The organism is Sphingobium sp. RC1, from assembly GCF_059738765.1.
The window spans coordinates 2,320,533-2,337,194 of sequence record NZ_AP027306.1 but is presented as its reverse complement, the minus strand read 5'-3'; the positions used below and the strand labels follow the sequence as shown (position 1 = coordinate 2,337,194).

Annotated in this window: 12 protein-coding genes; 10 read left to right on the top strand and 2 right to left on the bottom strand. The window is 64.9% G+C overall.

The window, feature by feature from the left end; genetic code table 11:
- Positions 1 to 23: 23 nt before the first annotated feature.
- Positions 24 to 695 (bottom strand): TetR/AcrR family transcriptional regulator, encoded by a 672-nt coding sequence (locus tag AC6JBC_RS11620; protein WP_498024388.1) that lies wholly within the window; start codon positions 693 to 695, stop codon positions 24 to 26.
- A gap of 89 nt (positions 696 to 784) precedes the next feature.
- On the opposite strand from AC6JBC_RS11620, the gene AC6JBC_RS11615 reads away from it, so the two are divergent.
- The 3 genes from AC6JBC_RS11615 to AC6JBC_RS11605 are packed head-to-tail and all read left to right on the top strand — an operon-like array spanning position 785 to position 4,972.
- The gene (locus AC6JBC_RS11615; protein WP_498026066.1) at positions 785 to 2,296 is read left to right on the top strand and encodes an efflux transporter outer membrane subunit; all 1,512 of its coding nucleotides are present in this window, start codon (positions 785 to 787) and stop codon (positions 2,294 to 2,296) included.
- Positions 2,289 to 3,437: an EmrA/EmrK family multidrug efflux transporter periplasmic adaptor subunit gene (locus AC6JBC_RS11610; protein WP_498024387.1), complete on the top strand. Its 1,149-nt coding sequence runs from the start codon at positions 2,289 to 2,291 to the stop codon at positions 3,435 to 3,437. Before AC6JBC_RS11615 ends, AC6JBC_RS11610 begins: the two co-directional genes overlap by 8 nt.
- Positions 3,438 to 3,475: 38 nt before the next feature.
- The gene (locus tag AC6JBC_RS11605) at positions 3,476 to 4,972 is read left to right on the top strand and encodes a DHA2 family efflux MFS transporter permease subunit (RefSeq protein WP_498026065.1); all 1,497 of its coding nucleotides are present in this window, start codon (positions 3,476 to 3,478) and stop codon (positions 4,970 to 4,972) included.
- Here the strand turns inward: AC6JBC_RS11605 and AC6JBC_RS11600 are convergent.
- Positions 4,969 to 6,546, bottom strand: coding sequence for an ABC-F family ATP-binding cassette domain-containing protein (locus tag AC6JBC_RS11600; protein WP_498024385.1), 1,578 nt, complete (start codon positions 6,544 to 6,546; stop codon positions 4,969 to 4,971). The two genes, AC6JBC_RS11605 and AC6JBC_RS11600, sit on opposite strands and share 4 nt — an antisense overlap.
- A gap of 187 nt (positions 6,547 to 6,733) precedes the next feature.
- Here AC6JBC_RS11600 and AC6JBC_RS11595 point away from each other — a divergent pair, with 187 nt between their 5' ends.
- From AC6JBC_RS11595 to cobA, 7 genes are all read left to right on the top strand, one after another.
- Complete coding sequence (locus AC6JBC_RS11595) at positions 6,734 to 7,315, top strand: ANTAR domain-containing response regulator (RefSeq protein WP_498024383.1); 582 nt, start codon at positions 6,734 to 6,736, stop codon at positions 7,313 to 7,315.
- Positions 7,312 to 8,514, top strand: coding sequence for a CmpA/NrtA family ABC transporter substrate-binding protein (locus AC6JBC_RS11590; protein ID WP_498024382.1), 1,203 nt, complete (start codon positions 7,312 to 7,314; stop codon positions 8,512 to 8,514). The genes AC6JBC_RS11595 and AC6JBC_RS11590 overlap by 4 nt, the downstream gene beginning before the upstream one ends.
- A gap of 241 nt (positions 8,515 to 8,755) precedes the next feature.
- Positions 8,756 to 9,997, top strand: a complete 1,242-nt coding sequence (locus tag AC6JBC_RS11585) for a nitrate/nitrite transporter (RefSeq protein WP_498024380.1) — start codon at positions 8,756 to 8,758, stop codon at positions 9,995 to 9,997.
- A 278-nt stretch (positions 9,998 to 10,275) separates the two neighbouring features.
- Positions 10,276 to 12,783 (top strand): nitrite reductase large subunit NirB, encoded by a 2,508-nt coding sequence (gene nirB, locus AC6JBC_RS11580; RefSeq protein ID WP_498024378.1) that lies wholly within the window; start codon positions 10,276 to 10,278, stop codon positions 12,781 to 12,783.
- 5 nt (positions 12,784 to 12,788) lie between these two features.
- Positions 12,789 to 13,124, top strand: coding sequence for a nitrite reductase small subunit NirD (gene nirD, locus AC6JBC_RS11575; RefSeq protein WP_498024377.1), 336 nt, complete (start codon positions 12,789 to 12,791; stop codon positions 13,122 to 13,124).
- A 127-nt stretch (positions 13,125 to 13,251) separates the two neighbouring features.
- Positions 13,252 to 15,864, top strand: a complete 2,613-nt coding sequence (locus AC6JBC_RS11570) for a molybdopterin-dependent oxidoreductase (protein ID WP_498024375.1) — start codon at positions 13,252 to 13,254, stop codon at positions 15,862 to 15,864.
- On the top strand, positions 15,851 to 16,633 hold the full coding sequence (cobA, locus tag AC6JBC_RS11565) for a uroporphyrinogen-III C-methyltransferase (RefSeq protein WP_498024374.1): 783 nt from the start codon (positions 15,851 to 15,853) through the stop codon (positions 16,631 to 16,633). Before AC6JBC_RS11570 ends, cobA begins: the two co-directional genes overlap by 14 nt.
- The last annotated feature ends 29 nt before the right edge of the window (positions 16,634 to 16,662 follow it).

Genomic DNA, 16,662 nt, shown 5'->3' with positions numbered 1-16,662 from the left:
AGGATAAGTGCGCAAATAAATGGTTAATGCGATCTTGCCTGTGAAGGTGCCTCCGCTTCAGGCGCATAGGCGCGCAGGAAGCAATCGACCGCGAATGCGACGTCGGCGTCCACCTGCTCGGTCGTGGGACCCTGCCTGTTGCCCCATATCATCTGCTGATGACAGCCTGACAAAGTGAGCACTACCAGCGTCCGCGCCGCCAGTTGAGCATCGGCGCGCCGCAATTGCCCCTTCTCCATCGCCGCCTCCAGAAAGCGGGCGAGCAGGTTGCGGGTATATAAGGGCGCAAGCTCCAGGAAGATCGCACCCATTTTGGGAAAGCGGCTCGACTCCGCGGCCACCAGCCGATGCAACGCGATCGCGTCAGGCGACGTCATCTTGCGCAGCAGATCATGACCGAAGCGGAGGAGCGTTTGCTCAAGCTCGTCACCCGTGTCCAGAAGCTGGGCAAGGCTGGCATGATAGGTTTCGGTCGCGCCTCGCAGGACAGCGGCAAACAGTTCCTCCTTGCCGGGGAAGTAGCTCCACAGGGTGCCCTTCGACCCACCCAGTTCGGCGGCGATGGAGGACATGGTGGTGGCAGCATAGCCATTTTCCAAAAACGAGCGCCGGGCGACTGCGACGATCGCGTCACGGCGATCGCGCCTGTTCGCTTCACGACGGGATAGGGTAGTAATGTCTGTCGGGGTGGTCATAAATGTGTACCATAGAGTACGATAATATTGTTGACAAGCCCGTGCGGCAGGCGCAAAGGCGGTTTTCATACCACATGGTACGGTTTCTTATGTCCCTGCATCGTCTCATTAATTTCGCGCACGCCGGGCTTTTGCCGGGCGCGATATTGGCGCTTTCCGCCTGCGCGGCGGTGCCTGATCTCGGCAAGGCGCCCGCGCCCCGGACAGCCTCCAGCATCGCCGCCTCGCAAACGCTGGGGCAGGGCGCCGCGCTATGGCCAGTCGATGGATGGTGGAAAAGCTATGGCGACTCGCAACTTGATGCGTTGATGGAGGAGGGGCTTGCCGCCTCTCCGGACATCGCGGCGGCTTCCGCCCGCTTTCGCCAGGCATCCGCCGCCGCGCAGCAGGCAGGAGCCCCGCTTTTGCCGTCCGTTGACTTTACCGGATCGGCCGCCGCGACGAAGCAGAGCTATAATATGGGCTTTCCCAAGGACTTCGTGCCCAAAGGCTGGCTGGGTACGGGGAAAGCGGCGCTCGACCTGAATTTCGACCTTGATCTGTGGGGCCGGAACCGGGCCGCGCTGGCGGCCGCCACATCAGAGGCGGAGGCTGCCAGCATCGATGCGCAGCAGGCGCGGTTGGTGCTCACGACAGGGATCGCCGATGCCTATGCCGACCTTGCCCGCCTGTTCGACCAACGGGTGATACAGCAGCGCGCGCTCGACATCCGATCCGCCAGCCAGAAATTGGTGACAGAGCGGCAGCGCAACGGGCTGGAAACGCGGGGTAGCGTGCGGCAAGCCGATGCGACCGTGTCAGCCGCCCGCGCCGTGCTGGCCGGCATCGACCAATCCATCGCCGTCCGGCGGCATCAGATCGCCGCGCTCATCGGCGCAGGCCCCGACCGCGGCCTTGCCATCACGCAGCCGCATTTGGGCAAGGTCGCGGATTTGGGTCTGCCCGCCGATGTCACCACCAACCTTGTGGCGCGCCGCCCCGATGTCGCCGCCGCGCTCGCCCGGACGGAAGCGGCCGCCAAGCGCATCAAGGTTGCCCGCGCCGACTTCTTCCCCGCCATCAGCCTCAGCGCCCTCGTCGGGGTGCAGTCGCTTGGCTACAACACATCCTTCCTCGATCCCTCGACGTCGGGTCCCCGCTCTTTTCTCGACACCTTGTTCAGCAAGGATTCGCTGTTCGGCAATGTCGGGCCTGCGATCAGCTTGCCGATCTTTCATGGCGGGGAACTGCGTGGCCGCTATCGTGGCTCGCGGGCGACCTTCGACGAAGCCGTCGCCAATTATGACAAGACTGTCCTTGGCGCCTATCGCGACGTGGCCGATGCCGTCACCGGCCGCAGGATATTGGGTCAGCGGCTGACGGAGGCCCGTGCCGCGCTGGCCGCATCGGAGGAAGCCTATGCCATAGCGCAGAAGCGCTACCGGGGGGGGCTTTTCACCTTCCTCGACGTGCTGAATGTCGAGGATCAGCTGCTTTCCGCCCGCCAATCCGTCGCGGAGCTTGAAGCGCTGACCTTTTCCACTGACATTGCCCTCATTCGCGCGCTCGGCGGCGGCTTCGCTGCCAGCGGCACATCGTCCAAGGACCTGCCCAATGGCTGATGCAGCCCCCGAATTCACCGCCGATACCGGCAGCGCCGACAAGAGCGCACGGATGGAGCAGCGCAAGAAGTGGCTGGTCCGCCTCGCTCTTGCCGTGTTCGTGATCGGCGCGGTCTACGCTCTCTGGTATCTGCTCGTGGGCCGCAATCATGTCGGCACCGACAATGCCTATGTGAATGCCGAGATCGCACAGGTGACGCCGCTCATCTCCGCTCAGGCCATCGAGGTGAGGGTGACCGACACGCAGGCGGTGAAGCGGGGCGACATATTGGTGCGGCTGGACCCCACCAACGCGCGCATCGCCGTCGCGCAGGCGGAGGCTGACCTTGCCGAAGCGCGCCGCCGTTTCCGCCAGACCGCCGCGACCAGTTCATCGCTCGCCGCTCAGGTCCAGGCGCGGGGCGCCGACATCGCGCAGGCGGGCGCGCAGCTCGCCGCAGCTCAGGCCGATTATGACAAGGCGCGCGTCGATCTCCAGCGGCGCGAGGCGTTGGCGCCCGAAGGTGCCGTCTCGGGCGAAGAAGTCACCAGCGCGCGCAAGGCGTTCGCCGCAGCCCGCGCGGGCCTTGAACAGGCACGCGCAGGCGTGGCGACGGCACGTGCCACCCAGGGCGCGGCCGAAGGCGAACTCGCCGCCAACGATGCCCTTGTAACCGGCTCAACGGTTGAGACCGACCCCGCTGTGCTTGCTGCCAAGGCGAAGCTGGAAAATGCCCGGCTCGATCTTGGCCGCACGATCATCCGCGCGCCGATCGATGGCGTAGTGACGCGCCGTCAGGTGCAGGTCGGCCAGCGCGTGGCGCAGGGCAGCCCGATCATGAGCATCGTCCCGCTCAGCCAAGTCTATGTCGATGCCAATTTCAAGGAACGGCAGCTGCGCCGCGTACGCGTCGGCATGCCTGCCACGGTCGTGGCCGACATTTATGGCGGCGATGTCGTCTATCATGGCAAGGTCATCGGCTTTTCCGGCGGCACCGGATCGTCGCTGGCGCTGATCCCCGCGCAAAATGCGACCGGCAACTGGATCAAGGTGGTTCAGCGCCTGCCCGTGCGCATCGCGCTTGATCCCAAGGAACTTGCTGCGCATCCGCTCCGCGTAGGCCTCTCTACCGAGGTCGAGATCGACCTTTCGGGCGCCTGAGGAGCCAAGCGGTGACGGAGGCGGCGGAAAGATTTTTCATGGACCCCCGGCGGCGGATGCTGGCCGGGTTCGTGCTGGCGCTCAGCAATTTCATGGTCGTGCTCGATTTGACGATCGCGAACGTGTCGGTGCCGCATATCGCCGGGAACCTCGGCATTTCGCCTGACCAGGGCACCTGGATCATCACGTCCTATGCCGTGGCGGAGGCCATCTGCGTGCCGCTCACCGGCTGGCTCGCCCAGCGGTTCGGCACGGTGCGCCTGTTCATCTGGGGCATGATTGGCTTCGGGCTGTTCTCGCTTCTCTGCGGCCTCTCGACGACGCTCGGCATGATCGTCGCCTGCCGTATCGGGCAGGGGCTGTGCGGCGGCCCGCTGATGCCGATGTCGCAAACCCTGCTGATGCGCATCTTTCCCACCGAACAGCGGGCAAAGGTGATGGGCCTGTGGGCCATGACCACGCTCGCTGGCCCAGCGGTGGGGCCGATCATCGGCGGCTATATCAGCGACAATTGGAGCTGGCACTGGATCTTCTTCATCAACCTCCCGATCGCGGTGGTGTGCGTGTTCGCCGCTATGGTGCTGCTGCGTTCGGCCGAAACGGAACGGCATAAGCTCCCCATCGACTTTATCGGCCTTGCGCTGCTCATATTCTGGATCGGTTGCCTCCAGATCATGCTGGACACCGGCCGCGATCATGACTGGTTCGGCGATCCGATGATCGTCGCGCTGGCCGTGATGGCCGCGATCGGTTTCCTTGTCTTCATCATCTGGGAACTGACGGAGGAGCATCCGATCGTCGATCTGCGGGTGTTCCGCCATGTCGGCTTCACATCAGGCGTGCTGACATTGTCGCTATGCTTCGGGGCTTATTTCGCCGGCATCGTGATCATCCCGCAATGGCTTCAGATGTCCATGGGCTACCCCGCCTATTCGGCAGGGTTCGTCACCGCCTTCACGGCCATGACCGCGATCTTGGCCGCACCCTTTGCGGGCCGGGCGGTCGGCAAGATCGACGTGCGCCTGCTGATATCGGGGTCAGTGATCTGGATGGGCATGGTCACGATGTGGCGATCGGGCTGGACCACCACGGCCGACTTCTGGACTCTGTCCATGCCGCAGATTGTCCAGGGCTTTGCGATGCCCTTCTTCATGATCCCGCTGACGACCCTGACGCTCGGGTCGGTCCAGCCGGAAGAAACCGCGTCGGCGGCGGGCATGCAGAGCTTCCTGCGCACGCTGGCGGTGGCGATCTCGACCTCCATCGTTCTCACCGGCTGGGGCAATGGACAGCGGGTCGCGCGCAACGAAATGGTCTCCGCGCTGGATCCGGGTGTCGGCTCCTCGCTCGCCGGGTCCGGCCTATCGGCTCAGCAAACGCCGCAGATGATCGCCGATCTGGTTGATCAGCAAGCGACGGTGCTGTCCATGAACCACGTCTTCTTCATCGCCGCGCTGGTTCTGTTCCTCGCGGGCGCGCTGGTCTGGCTTGCGCCCAAGCCCACCGGCCAGGTGGACATGTCGGCGGCGCATTAGGACAGGCGGATCTCCCGCCCGATGCCGATGGCGCGCAGGAAAGCCGCGTCATGGCTCACCACGATCAGCGCGCCGTCATAGCCCCGCAGGCCCTGTTCGATTGCCGCGATGCTGTCGAGGTCGAGATGGTTGGTCGGCTCGTCCAGCATCAGCAGCGGCGGCAGCGTGGCGCCGCCCAGCACGCAGGCGAGCCCCGCGCGCAGCAACTGCCCGCCGCTAAGGCTACCCGCCTGCTGCAACGCCAGATCCGCCCGAAAGCGGAAGCGCGCCAGCGCCGCCCGCACTTCATTATGGGTAGCTTGCCGATGCAAGCGGGCGAAATTATCCGCGATGCTGGCGCGCGGATCGAGCAGTTCCACTTTCTGGTCGAGTAGTGCGCAGGCCACCGGCCGCTCGACCTTCCCCGCCAAGGGAGGGAGGCTGCCCGCAATCACATGCAGCAGGGTCGATTTGCCCGCGCCATTAGGCCCGGTGATCGCGATCCGTTCCGGCCCGTTGACGCTCAATGACAGCTCTCGCAGGACCGGCTCGCTGGCATCATGGCCGGCCATGACATGGTCCAGCGTCACGATCCGCTGCCCCGCCTGAACGCCGGTGGAGGGCAGGGCGACGGTCAGGCTTTCCACTACTTCGATCCGTTGCCGCGCTGCTTCGGCCGCCTGACTGGACTCGCGGCGCAGGCGCTCGGCCAGCCGCGCGGCTTCGCCGCCTGAACCCTCCGCCCGATCCTTCCGCAAGCCGATCAATATGCGCGGCATGTCACCCTTGGCGCCCTTGCGAGCGCCTGCCGCATCGCGCCGTTGCTTGCGTTCGGCCGCGATCTGCGTCCGCTTGGCAATCTCCTTCATGTGCCGCTGGGCATGGGCGAGGTCCTGCTCGGCCGCCGCCAGTTCGATCGCCTTGCGCTCCTGCCATGAAGAGAAGTTGCCGCCATGACGGCTGATGCCCAGCGTCGTCAGCTCGGCAATCGCCTCCATCTCCTCCAGCAGCGCCCGGTCATGGCTGACCACGATCGCACCTGCCCGCCAGCGCGCTAGCAAGGCGATCAGCGCCGCGCGCCCGTCCGCATCCAGATTATTGGTGGGTTCGTCCAGCAGCAGGAAATCGGGCCGGGCAAAGATCGCCCCGGCAAGCGCCGCCCGCGTCCGCTGTCCGCCCGATAACTGACTAAGCGGCGTATCGGGCTGCGTGCTCAGTCCGACCTCCGCCAGCGCTTCCTCGATCCGGGAAGGCAACGTCCAGTCGCACGCCTCCAGCTCGGCCATGTCCGCATCACCCCGCTCGGCCTTGGAGAGCAACGCCATGGCTTCCCGCACGCCGAACAGGTCGGCGATCGTCTCGCCGGGCGCGACCTGCACCGTCTGGCGCAGCTCGGCCACGGTGCCGTCCCGCTGAACGCTGCCGCTGGCGGGCTTCAGCCTGCCGGAAATGAGCGCGAGCAGTGTCGATTTGCCGACGCCATTGCGTCCGACAAGGCCGATCCGTTCGGAGGTGAAACGAAAATCGAGGTCCGAAACGACGGAATTCCCGTCAGGCGCGGACCAGCCGATATGAGAGAGGGTAATCGCAGGCATGGACAAAAAACTTCCTGAAAGCAAAGCGTTGGGGCTATGCGATCAGTTGCAAGTCCATGATTATGATCCTCCGGAAGCTGGCCTGTGCTAATATAGCAGGGCTGTCCCGCTGGCAACCGGCGCGTCCCGTCCCGATTGACGCGGCGCAGCATCGCGGTCACTGAAGGGCCAAAAGGGCTGGGTCCAAATGCGAATCGTCATCATCGATGACAGCGGCCTGCGCGCGACGGTACTCGAAGACGGACTGCGCGAGGCGGGCTATGACGATATCCACATCGTCCCACCGCGCGGCGGCTTCGTCGCGCGGCTCGAGCGCATGGCGCCCGACGTCGTTCTCATGGACCTCGGCAGCCCCAGTCGCGACACGTTGGAGGAAATGCTCTCGGTCAGCCGCGCGCTCGCCCGCCCGATCGCCATGTTCGTCGATCAGTCGGACGAATCGATGATCGGCGCGGCGATCGACGCGGGCGTTTCCGCCTATGTCGTCGATGGCCTGCGCAAGGAACGGGTGAAGCCGGTGCTGGAACTGGCCGTCCGCCGCTTCAACGCCTTCGCCCGGCTCCAGACCGAACTGGACGAAGCGCGAACGCAGCTTTCCGACCGCAAGATCATCGACCGCGCCAAATCCATCCTGATGAGCCAGCGGGGCATCAGCGAGCCGGACGCCTATGCGCTGCTGCGGTCGGGCGCGATGAACCAGGGGAAGAAAATCGTGGACGTCGCCCAGGCCCTGATCACGGCCAGCGACCTTCTCGGAGGGGGTCTATGACGACATCGCTGCGCATCGCCTATCTGCCGCTGACCGACTCCGCCGTACTCGCGGTGGCGCGGGAAAAGGGCTTCGCGGAGGAAGAGGGGCTGAGCCTCGACCTTGTCCGCACGGTCAGTTGGGCGACCTTGCGCGACCGGCTGGTATTTGGTCAGGTGCAGGCCGCGCACATGCTGGCCCCGCTCGCCATTGCGGTGACGCTGGGCCTTAGCCAGCAGCCCGCGCCGCTCTCCGCGCCCTACAAGCTCAACGTCAACGGCAACATGCTGGTGATGGCCCGGGAGTTTGCGCAGGCACTGGACCCCGATGTCGCGTCTCGCCTGAATGATCCGCTCGGCACCGCTCATGACTTTGCTGCCGCGATTGGCCTGTGGAAGCGCAAGCCGGTGATCGGCGTCGTCCACCGCTTTTCCAGCCACGCCCTCATGCTGCGCTACTGGCTGGCAAGCGCGGGTGTCGATCCTGACCGCGATGTCCTGTTGCGCGTCGTGCCGCCGTCCCTGACGGTGGAGGCGATGCACGCGGGTGAGATCGACGGCTTCATCGCTGGCGAACCATGGGGCAGCGCCGCCGTGGACGCGGGCATTGCTGAAGCCGTGGCGATCGGGGAGCGCATCTGGCAGCGTGGCGTGGAAAAGGTGCTGACCTTCCGCACGCCATGGCTGGAGGAAAATCCCCAGACCGTGGACGCGCTCATCCGTGCGCTGGCGCGCGCCGCCGCCTGGTGCGACGACCCCGCCAACCATGAAGCGCTGGCGCATCTCCTGTCGCAACCGCACTTCGTCGATCAGCCCGCCGACCTCATCGCGCGTGCGCTGTCGGGCCGCATCACCGCCCGGCCGGAAATGCCGCCAATCGACATGCCCGATTTCATGCTCTTCTCCCGCGAAGCCACGCCTTTTCCGTGGCGCAGCCAGGCGCTCTGGCTCTATTCGCAGATGGCCCGATGGAAGATGGTCGAACATACGCCCGAAAATGCGGCGAAGGCCGGATCGGTCTTCCGCCCGGACATTTTCCGCCGCGCGCTGGCCGAAAGCAATGTGCCGATCCCCGGCGCCAGCATGAAGGTGGAGGGCGCCGTCGCCTCTCCGCTGGCGGTTGGTTCCAAGCGTGGCGAATTGACGCTGGGTCCGGACAGGTTCTTCGACGGTCGCATATTCGACCCCGAACGCATCGAGGATTTCCTGGCGAGTTTCTAAAACCCTCCCCACGCTGTCGCGTAGGGAGGAAGAAAATTGTGCCTTGCAACATAAAGCGAATCATTAGATAAGACCAAGGTCGCGCGACGAAGCGCGTTTATGGATGAGCACGCCCAAGGATGGGGTCGCGCTCTCCCGAATCAAAATTTGCAGCAAAGCCGCTGGCCGGGTCCCGTCAACAACGGGCGTCCGGAGAGCGGCTTTTTTTGTGTCCAATTCACAAGGATTGAAGGACGTCATCATGGCAACTGCTTATTGGGATCGCCCGGAAGGCCAAGGGGAAGCGGGTCCAACCAGCTTCTGGAAAGCTGGCCACACGCCGACGCTGATTGCCGCTTTCCTCTATTTCGACCTCGCCTTCATGGTGTGGGTGCTGCTCGGGCCGCTCGCGCCGTCCATTTCCAAGACGCTGGGCCTGACGCCCGCTGAAAAAGGCCTGATGGTCGCCGTTCCGACGCTTGCGGGCGCTCTGCTCCGTGTCGTCAACGGCCTGCTGGTCGATCGCATCGGTTGCAAGCAGGCAGGGGCGATCAGCCAGGTGATTGTTATCCTTGGCCTCTTCACCGCCTGGTTCATGGGCGTCAACAGCTTCGGCGGCACGCTGGCGCTGGGCGTCATCCTGGGCTTTGCGGGGGCGAGCTTCGCCATCGCGCTGCCTCTGGCCAGCCGCTGGTATCCGCCTGAGCATCAGGGCAAGGCCATGGGCCTGGCAGGCATGGGCAATTCGGGCACGGTGCTCGCTTCGCTCTTCGCACCGGTGCTGGCCAAGCTGTTCGGCTGGAACTCGGTGCTGGGCCTTGCCTGCATCCCGCTCACCATCGTTTTCATCGCCTACATGATCATGGCGAAGAACGCCCCCAATGCGCCCGCGCCCAAGAAACTGGCGGACTATTTCGGTCCCCTGAAGAGCGCTGACGCCTGGTGGCTGATGGGCTTTTACGCCGTGACTTTCGGCGGTTTCGTCGGGCTTGCCGCGTCGCTGCCGATCTACTTCACCGACCAATTCGGTCTGACCCCGATCGTCGCAGGCTATTGCACGGCGGGTTGCGTGTTCGCCGGGTCGCTGATCCGTCCGATGGGCGGCGCGCTGGCTGACAAGATCGGCGGCGTCAAGGTGCTGATGATGGTCTATATCGTCGCCGCGCTGGCGCTGGCGGGCGTGTCCTATGCGCCGACGCTGTTCTCGGCTCTTGGCTTCTTCGTCGCCGCGATGCTGGCGCTGGGCGTGGGCAATGGATCGGTGTTCCAGCTGGTGCCGCAGCGTTTCCAGGAAGAAATCGGCGTCATGACCGGCCTCGTCGGCATGGCGGGCGGCATCGGCGGCTTTTACCTCGCCTCGTCGCTGGGCATCGCCAAGCAGTTCACCGGCAGCTTCGCCCCCGGTTTCCTGATCTTCGCGGGTCTCGCCGTGGTCGCGTTCCTCGGCATTTCGATGGTTCGTGCCCGCTGGCGCACGACCTGGAGCAGCGCCGCGCGCATCTGAATCTGACGTATTGGAGAGGGAGGCGGCGGCACTCGAAAGGGGAGCCGCCGCCCTTGTTTTTGCGTTGCGGCGGAATTTCCGGCTAAGGAATCACTTGACCCCGAGGCCGTTTCATTTATGCTGCACTGCGAAGGACAAGGTTGTCCTCTAACGACATAGCTGCGGTGATCCACGGACGGATCGTCAAGGCGTGAATGATGGCAAAGCCGCCATCCAGACTCCTGGTTTCAAAGCCAGGGGTCCGGATGGCGGCTTTTTTTATTGTCTGGAGTCAAGGGATGGATTTTCAGAACAACACCGGACCGGAAACGGCCAACGAAGAGGAAATCTTCGTGCCGTCGGAGGATGTTCGCGAACATCTGGTGGTTGTTGGCAACGGCATGGCCGGTTGCCGTGCGGTTGAGGAACTGCTGGCACGGGATGCGGGGCGTTATCGCGTCAGCATCTTCGGCGCAGAGCCCTATGTGAACTATAACCGCATCATGCTCTCGCCGGTTCTGGCTGGCGAAAAGAGCTTCGATGACATCATCATCAACAGCCGCGAATGGTATGATGACAATCAGATCGAACTGATCGCGGGTGATCCGGTGACGGCCATAGACCGCACCGCCAAGACCGTCACGAGCCAGTCGGGTCGCACTGTTGGCTATGACAAGCTGCTGATCGCAACGGGTTCCGATCCGTTCATCATTCCGGTTCCGGGCAAGGATCTGCCGGGCGTCATCAGCTTCCGCGACATGAAGGATGTCGATACCATGCTGGCCGCTGCGGATGCGGGCGGCAACGCGGTGGTGATCGGCGGCGGCCTGCTCGGCCTCGAAGCGGCGCACGGCCTGACCCTGCGCGGCATGAAGGTTACCGTCATCCACCTCATGGACACGCTGATGGAACGTCAGCTGGACGAAGCCGCAGGCTGGCTGCTCAAGTCCGCACTGGAAGGCCGGGGCCAGACCATCCTGACCGGCGCCAACACCGAATCCATCTATGGCGAGGGCAAGGTCGAGGGCGTCCGCCTGAAGGACGGCACCGAAATCCCGGCGAGCCTCGTCGTCATGGCCGTGGGCATCCGCCCTTCGACCGCTCTGGCGCGCGAAGCTGGCCTCGAAGTCAATCGCGGCATCAAGGTCGATGACCATATGGTCACCAGCGATCCCGATGTGCTGGCGGTCGGCGAATGCGTCGAGCATGACGGCAATGTCTACGGCCTGGTCGCGCCGCTCTGGGACATGTGCCGCAGCCTGGCCGATGGCCTCACCGACCAGCATACCGGCTACAAAGGCTCCGTCACCTCGACCAAGCTCAAGGTTGCGGGTCTGGACGTCTTCTCCGCCGGAGATTTCTCAGGCGGCGAGGGATGCGAGGACATCGTCCTGCGTGACGCATCACGCGGCGTCTACAAGCGCGTCGTGGTCAAGGATGACAAGGTCATCGGCGCGGTTCTCTACGGCGACACGGCGGACGGCGGCTGGTATTTCGACCTGCTCAAGCGCGAAGAAGATGTCGGCGAAATCCGTGACCTGCTGATCTTCGGCCAGGCCTTCGCCTCTGGAGGAGGCGCGCTGGACCCTAAGGCGGCCGTTGCGGCGCTCTCGGACGATGCCGAGATCTGCGGCTGCAACGGCGTCAGCAAGGGCCAGGTCGTTGCCTGCATCGAAAAGGGCGCATGCAGCCTTGATGCCGTCCGCGCCACCTGCAAGGCGTCGGCCAGCTGCGGTAGCTGCACCGGTCTGGTCGAAAACCTGCTGGCCGTAGTGCTGGGCGATGACGTCCAGTCCGGTCCCAAGACGATGTGCAAATGCACCAGCTTCGGCCATGACGATGTCCGCCGCGAGATCGTCGCGCAGAATATGCGCTCGATCCCCGAGGTGATGCAGAAGCTGCACTGGTCGACGCCGGATGGCTGTTCTTCCTGCCGCCCTGCGCTCAACTATTATCTGCTCTGCGCGCTGCCGGGTGAATATATCGACGACCAGCAGAGCCGCTTCGTCAATGAGCGCATGCACGCCAACATCCAGAAGGACGGCACCTACTCGGTCGTCCCGCGCATGTGGGGTGGCCTGACCAACCCCAAGGAATTGCGCGCGATCGCCGATGTGGTCGAGAAATATGACGCGCCGATGGTGAAGGTCACCGGCGGTCAGCGTCTCGATATCTTCGGCATCAAGAAGGAAGATCTGCCCGCCGTCTGGGCCGATCTGAACGCTGCCGGGATGGTGTCGGGTCACGCCTATGGCAAGTCGCTGCGTACGGTGAAGACCTGCGTCGGGTCCGAATGGTGCCGCTTCGGCACGCAGGATTCGACCGGCCTTGGCGTCAAGACGGAGCGGATGACCTGGGGATCATGGATGCCCCACAAGTTCAAGATCGCCGTATCCGGCTGCCCCCGCAACTGCGCGGAGGCGACGATCAAGGACTTCGGCGTGGTCTGCGTGGACTCCGGCTATGAGCTGCATGTCGGCGGCAATGGCGGCATCCATGTCCGCGCCACCGATCTGCTGTGCAAGGTATCGACCGAGCAGGAAGCGCTCGATTATTGCGCCGCCTTCACCCAGCTCTACCGCGAGGAGGCGCGCTACCTTGAGCGTACCGCGCCGTGGATCGAGCGCGTGGGCGTCGAGTATGTCAAGCAGCGGATCGTGGAAGACGACGCAGGCCGTGAAGCCCTGCGCGCCCGCTTCCTCTATTCGCAGAGCTTCAGCCAGGATGATCCCTGGGCCGAGCGCGCAGCCGGTGCGAATGCAGAACTGCACCAGCATCTCGAACCCATCGCCATCGCTGCGGAGTAATGACCATGACCGATTGGATCGACATCGGAACGCTGGCCGACATTCCCCAGCGCGGCGCCCGCACGGTACAGATTGCCGGCGAAAAGGAAATCGCCGTCTTCCGCACCAGCGACGACAAGGTCTTCGCGCTCGTCAATGAATGCCCTCACAAGAAGGGTCCGCTGAGCCAGGGCATCGTCCACGGCCACAGCGTCGCCTGTCCGCTGCACAACTGGAACATCGCCCTGAAAACGGGCGAGGCGCAGGGCAATGATGAGGGCTGCACGCCGACCATCGCGGTGAAAGAGGAAGGCGGTCGCATCCTGATCGCCCGGCCTACGGCGATGAAGGCGGCTGCCTGAAAGCGGCATCAAGCTTCCGGTCCCCAGCCATAACGGCGGGGATCTGGGTGGGGGTGTCTTGTTGGCCATCCCTTGCGGCAAGCCGCCTCCACCCAATTCTTATTCCTCGGGAAGATGAGGTAAGAGCATGACAGAGGCCATCCGCACCACCTGCGCCTATTGCGGCGTCGGTTGCGGCATCTCGGCCACGCCGACCGGACCCCGGTCGGTCACGATCAAGGGCGATGAGGCGCATCCGGCGAACGGTGGCCGCCTCTGCTCCAAGGGCACGCATCTGGGCGAAACCGTCGGGCTGACCGGCCGCCTGCTGCACCCCATGATCGGCAACAAGCGCGCCAGCTGGGACAAGTCGCTGGACCTCGTCGCGAAGAAATTTCGCGATACCGTCGATCGCTACGGCCCCGACAGCGTCGCCTTTTACGTCTCGGGCCAGCTGCTGACCGAAGATTATTATGTCGCCAACAAGCTGATGAAGGGCTTCATCGGCACGGCGAACATCGACACCAACAGCCGCCTGTGCATGTCGAGCGCGGTCGCGGGCCATAACCGCGCCTTTGGTGAAGACATCGTGCCCGCCAGCTATGACGATCTGGACGAAGCGGACCTGATCGTCCTCCTCGGCTCCAACACCGCCTGGTGCCACCCGATCGTCTATCAGCGCATTCAGGCCGCCCGCGCCGCACGCGGGACCAGGCTGGTCGTCATCGACCCGCGCCGCACCGAAACCTGCGAAGGCGCGGACCTGCACTTGCCGGTAAAGCCCGGCACCGACGTCGCGCTGATGAACGGCCTGCTCGCATGGTGTGATCAGGCAGGGGTCACCGACCATGCGTTCATCGCCGACCATCTCAATGCGCCCGAAGGTTTCTGGGAGCATATTCGCACCGGCCACGATCTCTGGACCACCGCCAAGACCTGCGACATCGCCCCGGCCTTGCTGGAGCAGTTCTTCAAGCTGTTCGCCGCCACGCCGCGCACCGTCACCCTGTTCAGCCAGGGCATCAACCAGTCGATCCGCGGCACCGATCAGGTCAACGCGATCATCAACGTCCACCTCGCCACCGGCCGGATCGGCAAGCCCGGCGCTGCGCCCTTCTCCATCACCGGCCAGCCCAACGCCATGGGCGGCCGCGAAGTCGGGGGCCTTGCCTCGACGCTGGCGGCCCATATGGACTTCGCGCCTGAAAATGTGGAGCGGGTCGGCCGTTTCTGGGCCGCGCCCACCATGGCGACCAAGCCGGGCCTCAAAGCCGTGGACCTGTTCCGCGCCATCAACGAAGGCCGGATCAAGGCGCTCTGGGTGATGGCCACCAACCCCGCCGTCTCACTGCCCGACGCCAACCGCGTCCGCGAAGCGCTGGAGGCCGTGCCCTTCCTCGTCGTGTCGGACATCATCGCCGACACCGACACCAGCGTCCATGCCGACGTCCGCCTGCCCGCCGCCGGCTGGGGAGAGAAGGACGGCACCGTCACCAATTCCGACCGCACCATCAGCCGCCAACGCCCCTTCCTGGCGCTGCCCGGCGAGGCCAAGCCCGACTGGTGGATCGTCAAGGAAGTCGGCCGTCGCATGGGCTGGCGCAACGCCTTCGCCTATGACCGGCCCGCCGACATCTGGCGCGAACATGCCCGCCTGACCGCTTATCAGAATGATGGCGCACGGCTCCTCAACCTCCGCGCGCAGGCGACCATCGGCAACGACGCCTATGAGGCGATGGAGCCCTTCCGCTGGGGCGGCGACAAACCCTTCGCGGACGGCCGCTTCTCCACCCCCGATGCCAAGGCGCGGCTGGTGCTGACCAAGCAGATGGACCTTCAGGAGCCGCTCAAACAGTGGCCGATGACGCTCAACACCGGCCGCTATCGCGACCAATGGCACACGATGACGCGCACCGGTCTGTCGCCCAAGCTCGCCCGCCACCGCGAGGAGCCGCTGGTGGATATCCACCCGCAGGACGCCGGGGAGCTGGATATCTGCGACGGCGATCTGGCGCGCGTCCAGACCGCGCAGGGCAATAGCATCTTCCGCGTGAGCCTGAACGAAGGCCAGCGCGTCGGCGAAATCTTCACCCCGATCCACTGGACCGATCAAATCTCGACCGGTGGCCGTACCGGCATGCTGCCCCGTCCGCTCGTCGATCCCCATTCGGGCCAGCCGGGCTTCAAATCGACGCCCGCCAGCATCGAAAAGGTCGCGACCGAGTGGAAGGGCTTCCTCATCCTGCGCGGTGAATTGCCCGCCAAGGTTCCCTGCCTGTGGGCGACAAAGGTCACCGTGCCGGGCGGCGCGCTCTACGAAGTCGCGGGCAATGGCGATCCCGCCCGCCTCGAAGCCTGCCTGCCCAAGGGTGATCGTGTCGAAGCCATCGACATGTCGCGCGGCACCCGCCGCGTTGCGATCATCAAGGATGGCAGGTTGGCAGGCGTCCTCTTCGTCACCCGCACCGGCCTGCTCCCCTCGCGCGACTGGCTCATCGGCCAGCTTGAAGCCGAAGAGGTGGGCGCTTCCGTCCTCGCCGCGCGCGGCCCCGGCAGCCAGCCCGACAAAGGCCCGACCATCTGCGTCTGCTTCGACATCGGCCTCAACCAGATCGTCGCCGCAATTCGCGACCAGAGCCTGGTCGATGTTCCCGCCATCGGCAAAGCGATCGGCGCGGGCACCAATTGCGGGTCCTGCCGCCCCGCGCTCGCCAACATCCTCGCTCAAATCCCGCAGGAGACGCTCCATGCAGCCGAATGAGTTGATCACCCGCGGTGAAGTCTGGCTGGTCGGCGCAGGTCCCGGCGACCCGGACCTCCTTACCCGCAAGGCCGAAAAGCTTATGGCGGCGGCCGACATCGTCTTTTATGACGCACTGGTCGGACCCGGCGTCCTCGACCTCATCCCACAGGGCATCGAGCGCGTCAGCGTCGGCAAGCGCTCCGGGCGCCACAGCAAGGATCAGGAAAGCATCAACGACCTGCTCCTCGCCGCTGCCAAGGCGGGCAAGCGCGTCGTGCGCCTGAAAGGGGGCGATCCGTCAGTCTTCGGCCGCTCGGCCGAGGAGATGGAGCATCTCGCCGCTGACGGCATCCGCACCCACATCTGCCCCGGCATCACCACCGCCAGCGCGGCGGCGGCAAGCGGCAACGCCTCGCTCACCCTGCGCGGCAAGGCGCGGGGCCTGACGATGGTGACCGCGCATCTGAAAGCCGGTGAGCCGCTCAAGCTCGACTGGGAAACGCTCGCCCGCCCCGGCGGCACGCTCGGCATCTATATGGGCCGCGCCGCGGCTGGCGAGATCAGCCGCCAGCTGATCGCCGCCGGACGCGATCCCGAAACGCCGGTGATGGTGGCCGTCAATGTATCGCTGCCCACCGAACGCCTGATCCGGGGGAAGCTGTCAGCGCTTGCCTTTCTGGTGGCCACGATCAGTGACGAAGACCCGACCCTGCTTCTGATTGGTGAAGCGGTGGCGGGCACGTCCATGCCAGTAGAGGCCGCAGCCAGCGTCGCTCTTCAGCTTTGAAGACCGGCTCTCCGCGACCTTTGCCCTGA

What these genes read in the sequence shown, in the direction of transcription:
- AC6JBC_RS11620 (WP_498024388.1), bottom strand. Translation starts at nt 695, where the DNA reads ATGACCACCCCGACAGACATTACTACCCTATCCCGTCGTGAAGCGAAC.
- AC6JBC_RS11615 (WP_498026066.1), top strand. Translation starts at nt 785, where the DNA reads ATGTCCCTGCATCGTCTCATTAATTTCGCGCACGCCGGGCTTTTGCCG.
- AC6JBC_RS11610 (WP_498024387.1), top strand. Translation starts at nt 2,289, where the DNA reads ATGGCTGATGCAGCCCCCGAATTCACCGCCGATACCGGCAGCGCCGAC.
- AC6JBC_RS11605 (WP_498026065.1), top strand. Translation starts at nt 3,476, where the DNA reads ATGGACCCCCGGCGGCGGATGCTGGCCGGGTTCGTGCTGGCGCTCAGC.
- AC6JBC_RS11600 (WP_498024385.1), bottom strand. Translation starts at nt 6,546, where the DNA reads ATGCCTGCGATTACCCTCTCTCATATCGGCTGGTCCGCGCCTGACGGG.
- AC6JBC_RS11595 (WP_498024383.1), top strand. Translation starts at nt 6,734, where the DNA reads ATGCGAATCGTCATCATCGATGACAGCGGCCTGCGCGCGACGGTACTC.
- AC6JBC_RS11590 (WP_498024382.1), top strand. Translation starts at nt 7,312, where the DNA reads ATGACGACATCGCTGCGCATCGCCTATCTGCCGCTGACCGACTCCGCC.
- AC6JBC_RS11585 (WP_498024380.1), top strand. Translation starts at nt 8,756, where the DNA reads ATGGCAACTGCTTATTGGGATCGCCCGGAAGGCCAAGGGGAAGCGGGT.
- nirB (WP_498024378.1), top strand. Translation starts at nt 10,276, where the DNA reads ATGGATTTTCAGAACAACACCGGACCGGAAACGGCCAACGAAGAGGAA.
- nirD (WP_498024377.1), top strand. Translation starts at nt 12,789, where the DNA reads ATGACCGATTGGATCGACATCGGAACGCTGGCCGACATTCCCCAGCGC.
- AC6JBC_RS11570 (WP_498024375.1), top strand. Translation starts at nt 13,252, where the DNA reads ATGACAGAGGCCATCCGCACCACCTGCGCCTATTGCGGCGTCGGTTGC.
- cobA (WP_498024374.1), top strand. Translation starts at nt 15,851, where the DNA reads ATGCAGCCGAATGAGTTGATCACCCGCGGTGAAGTCTGGCTGGTCGGC.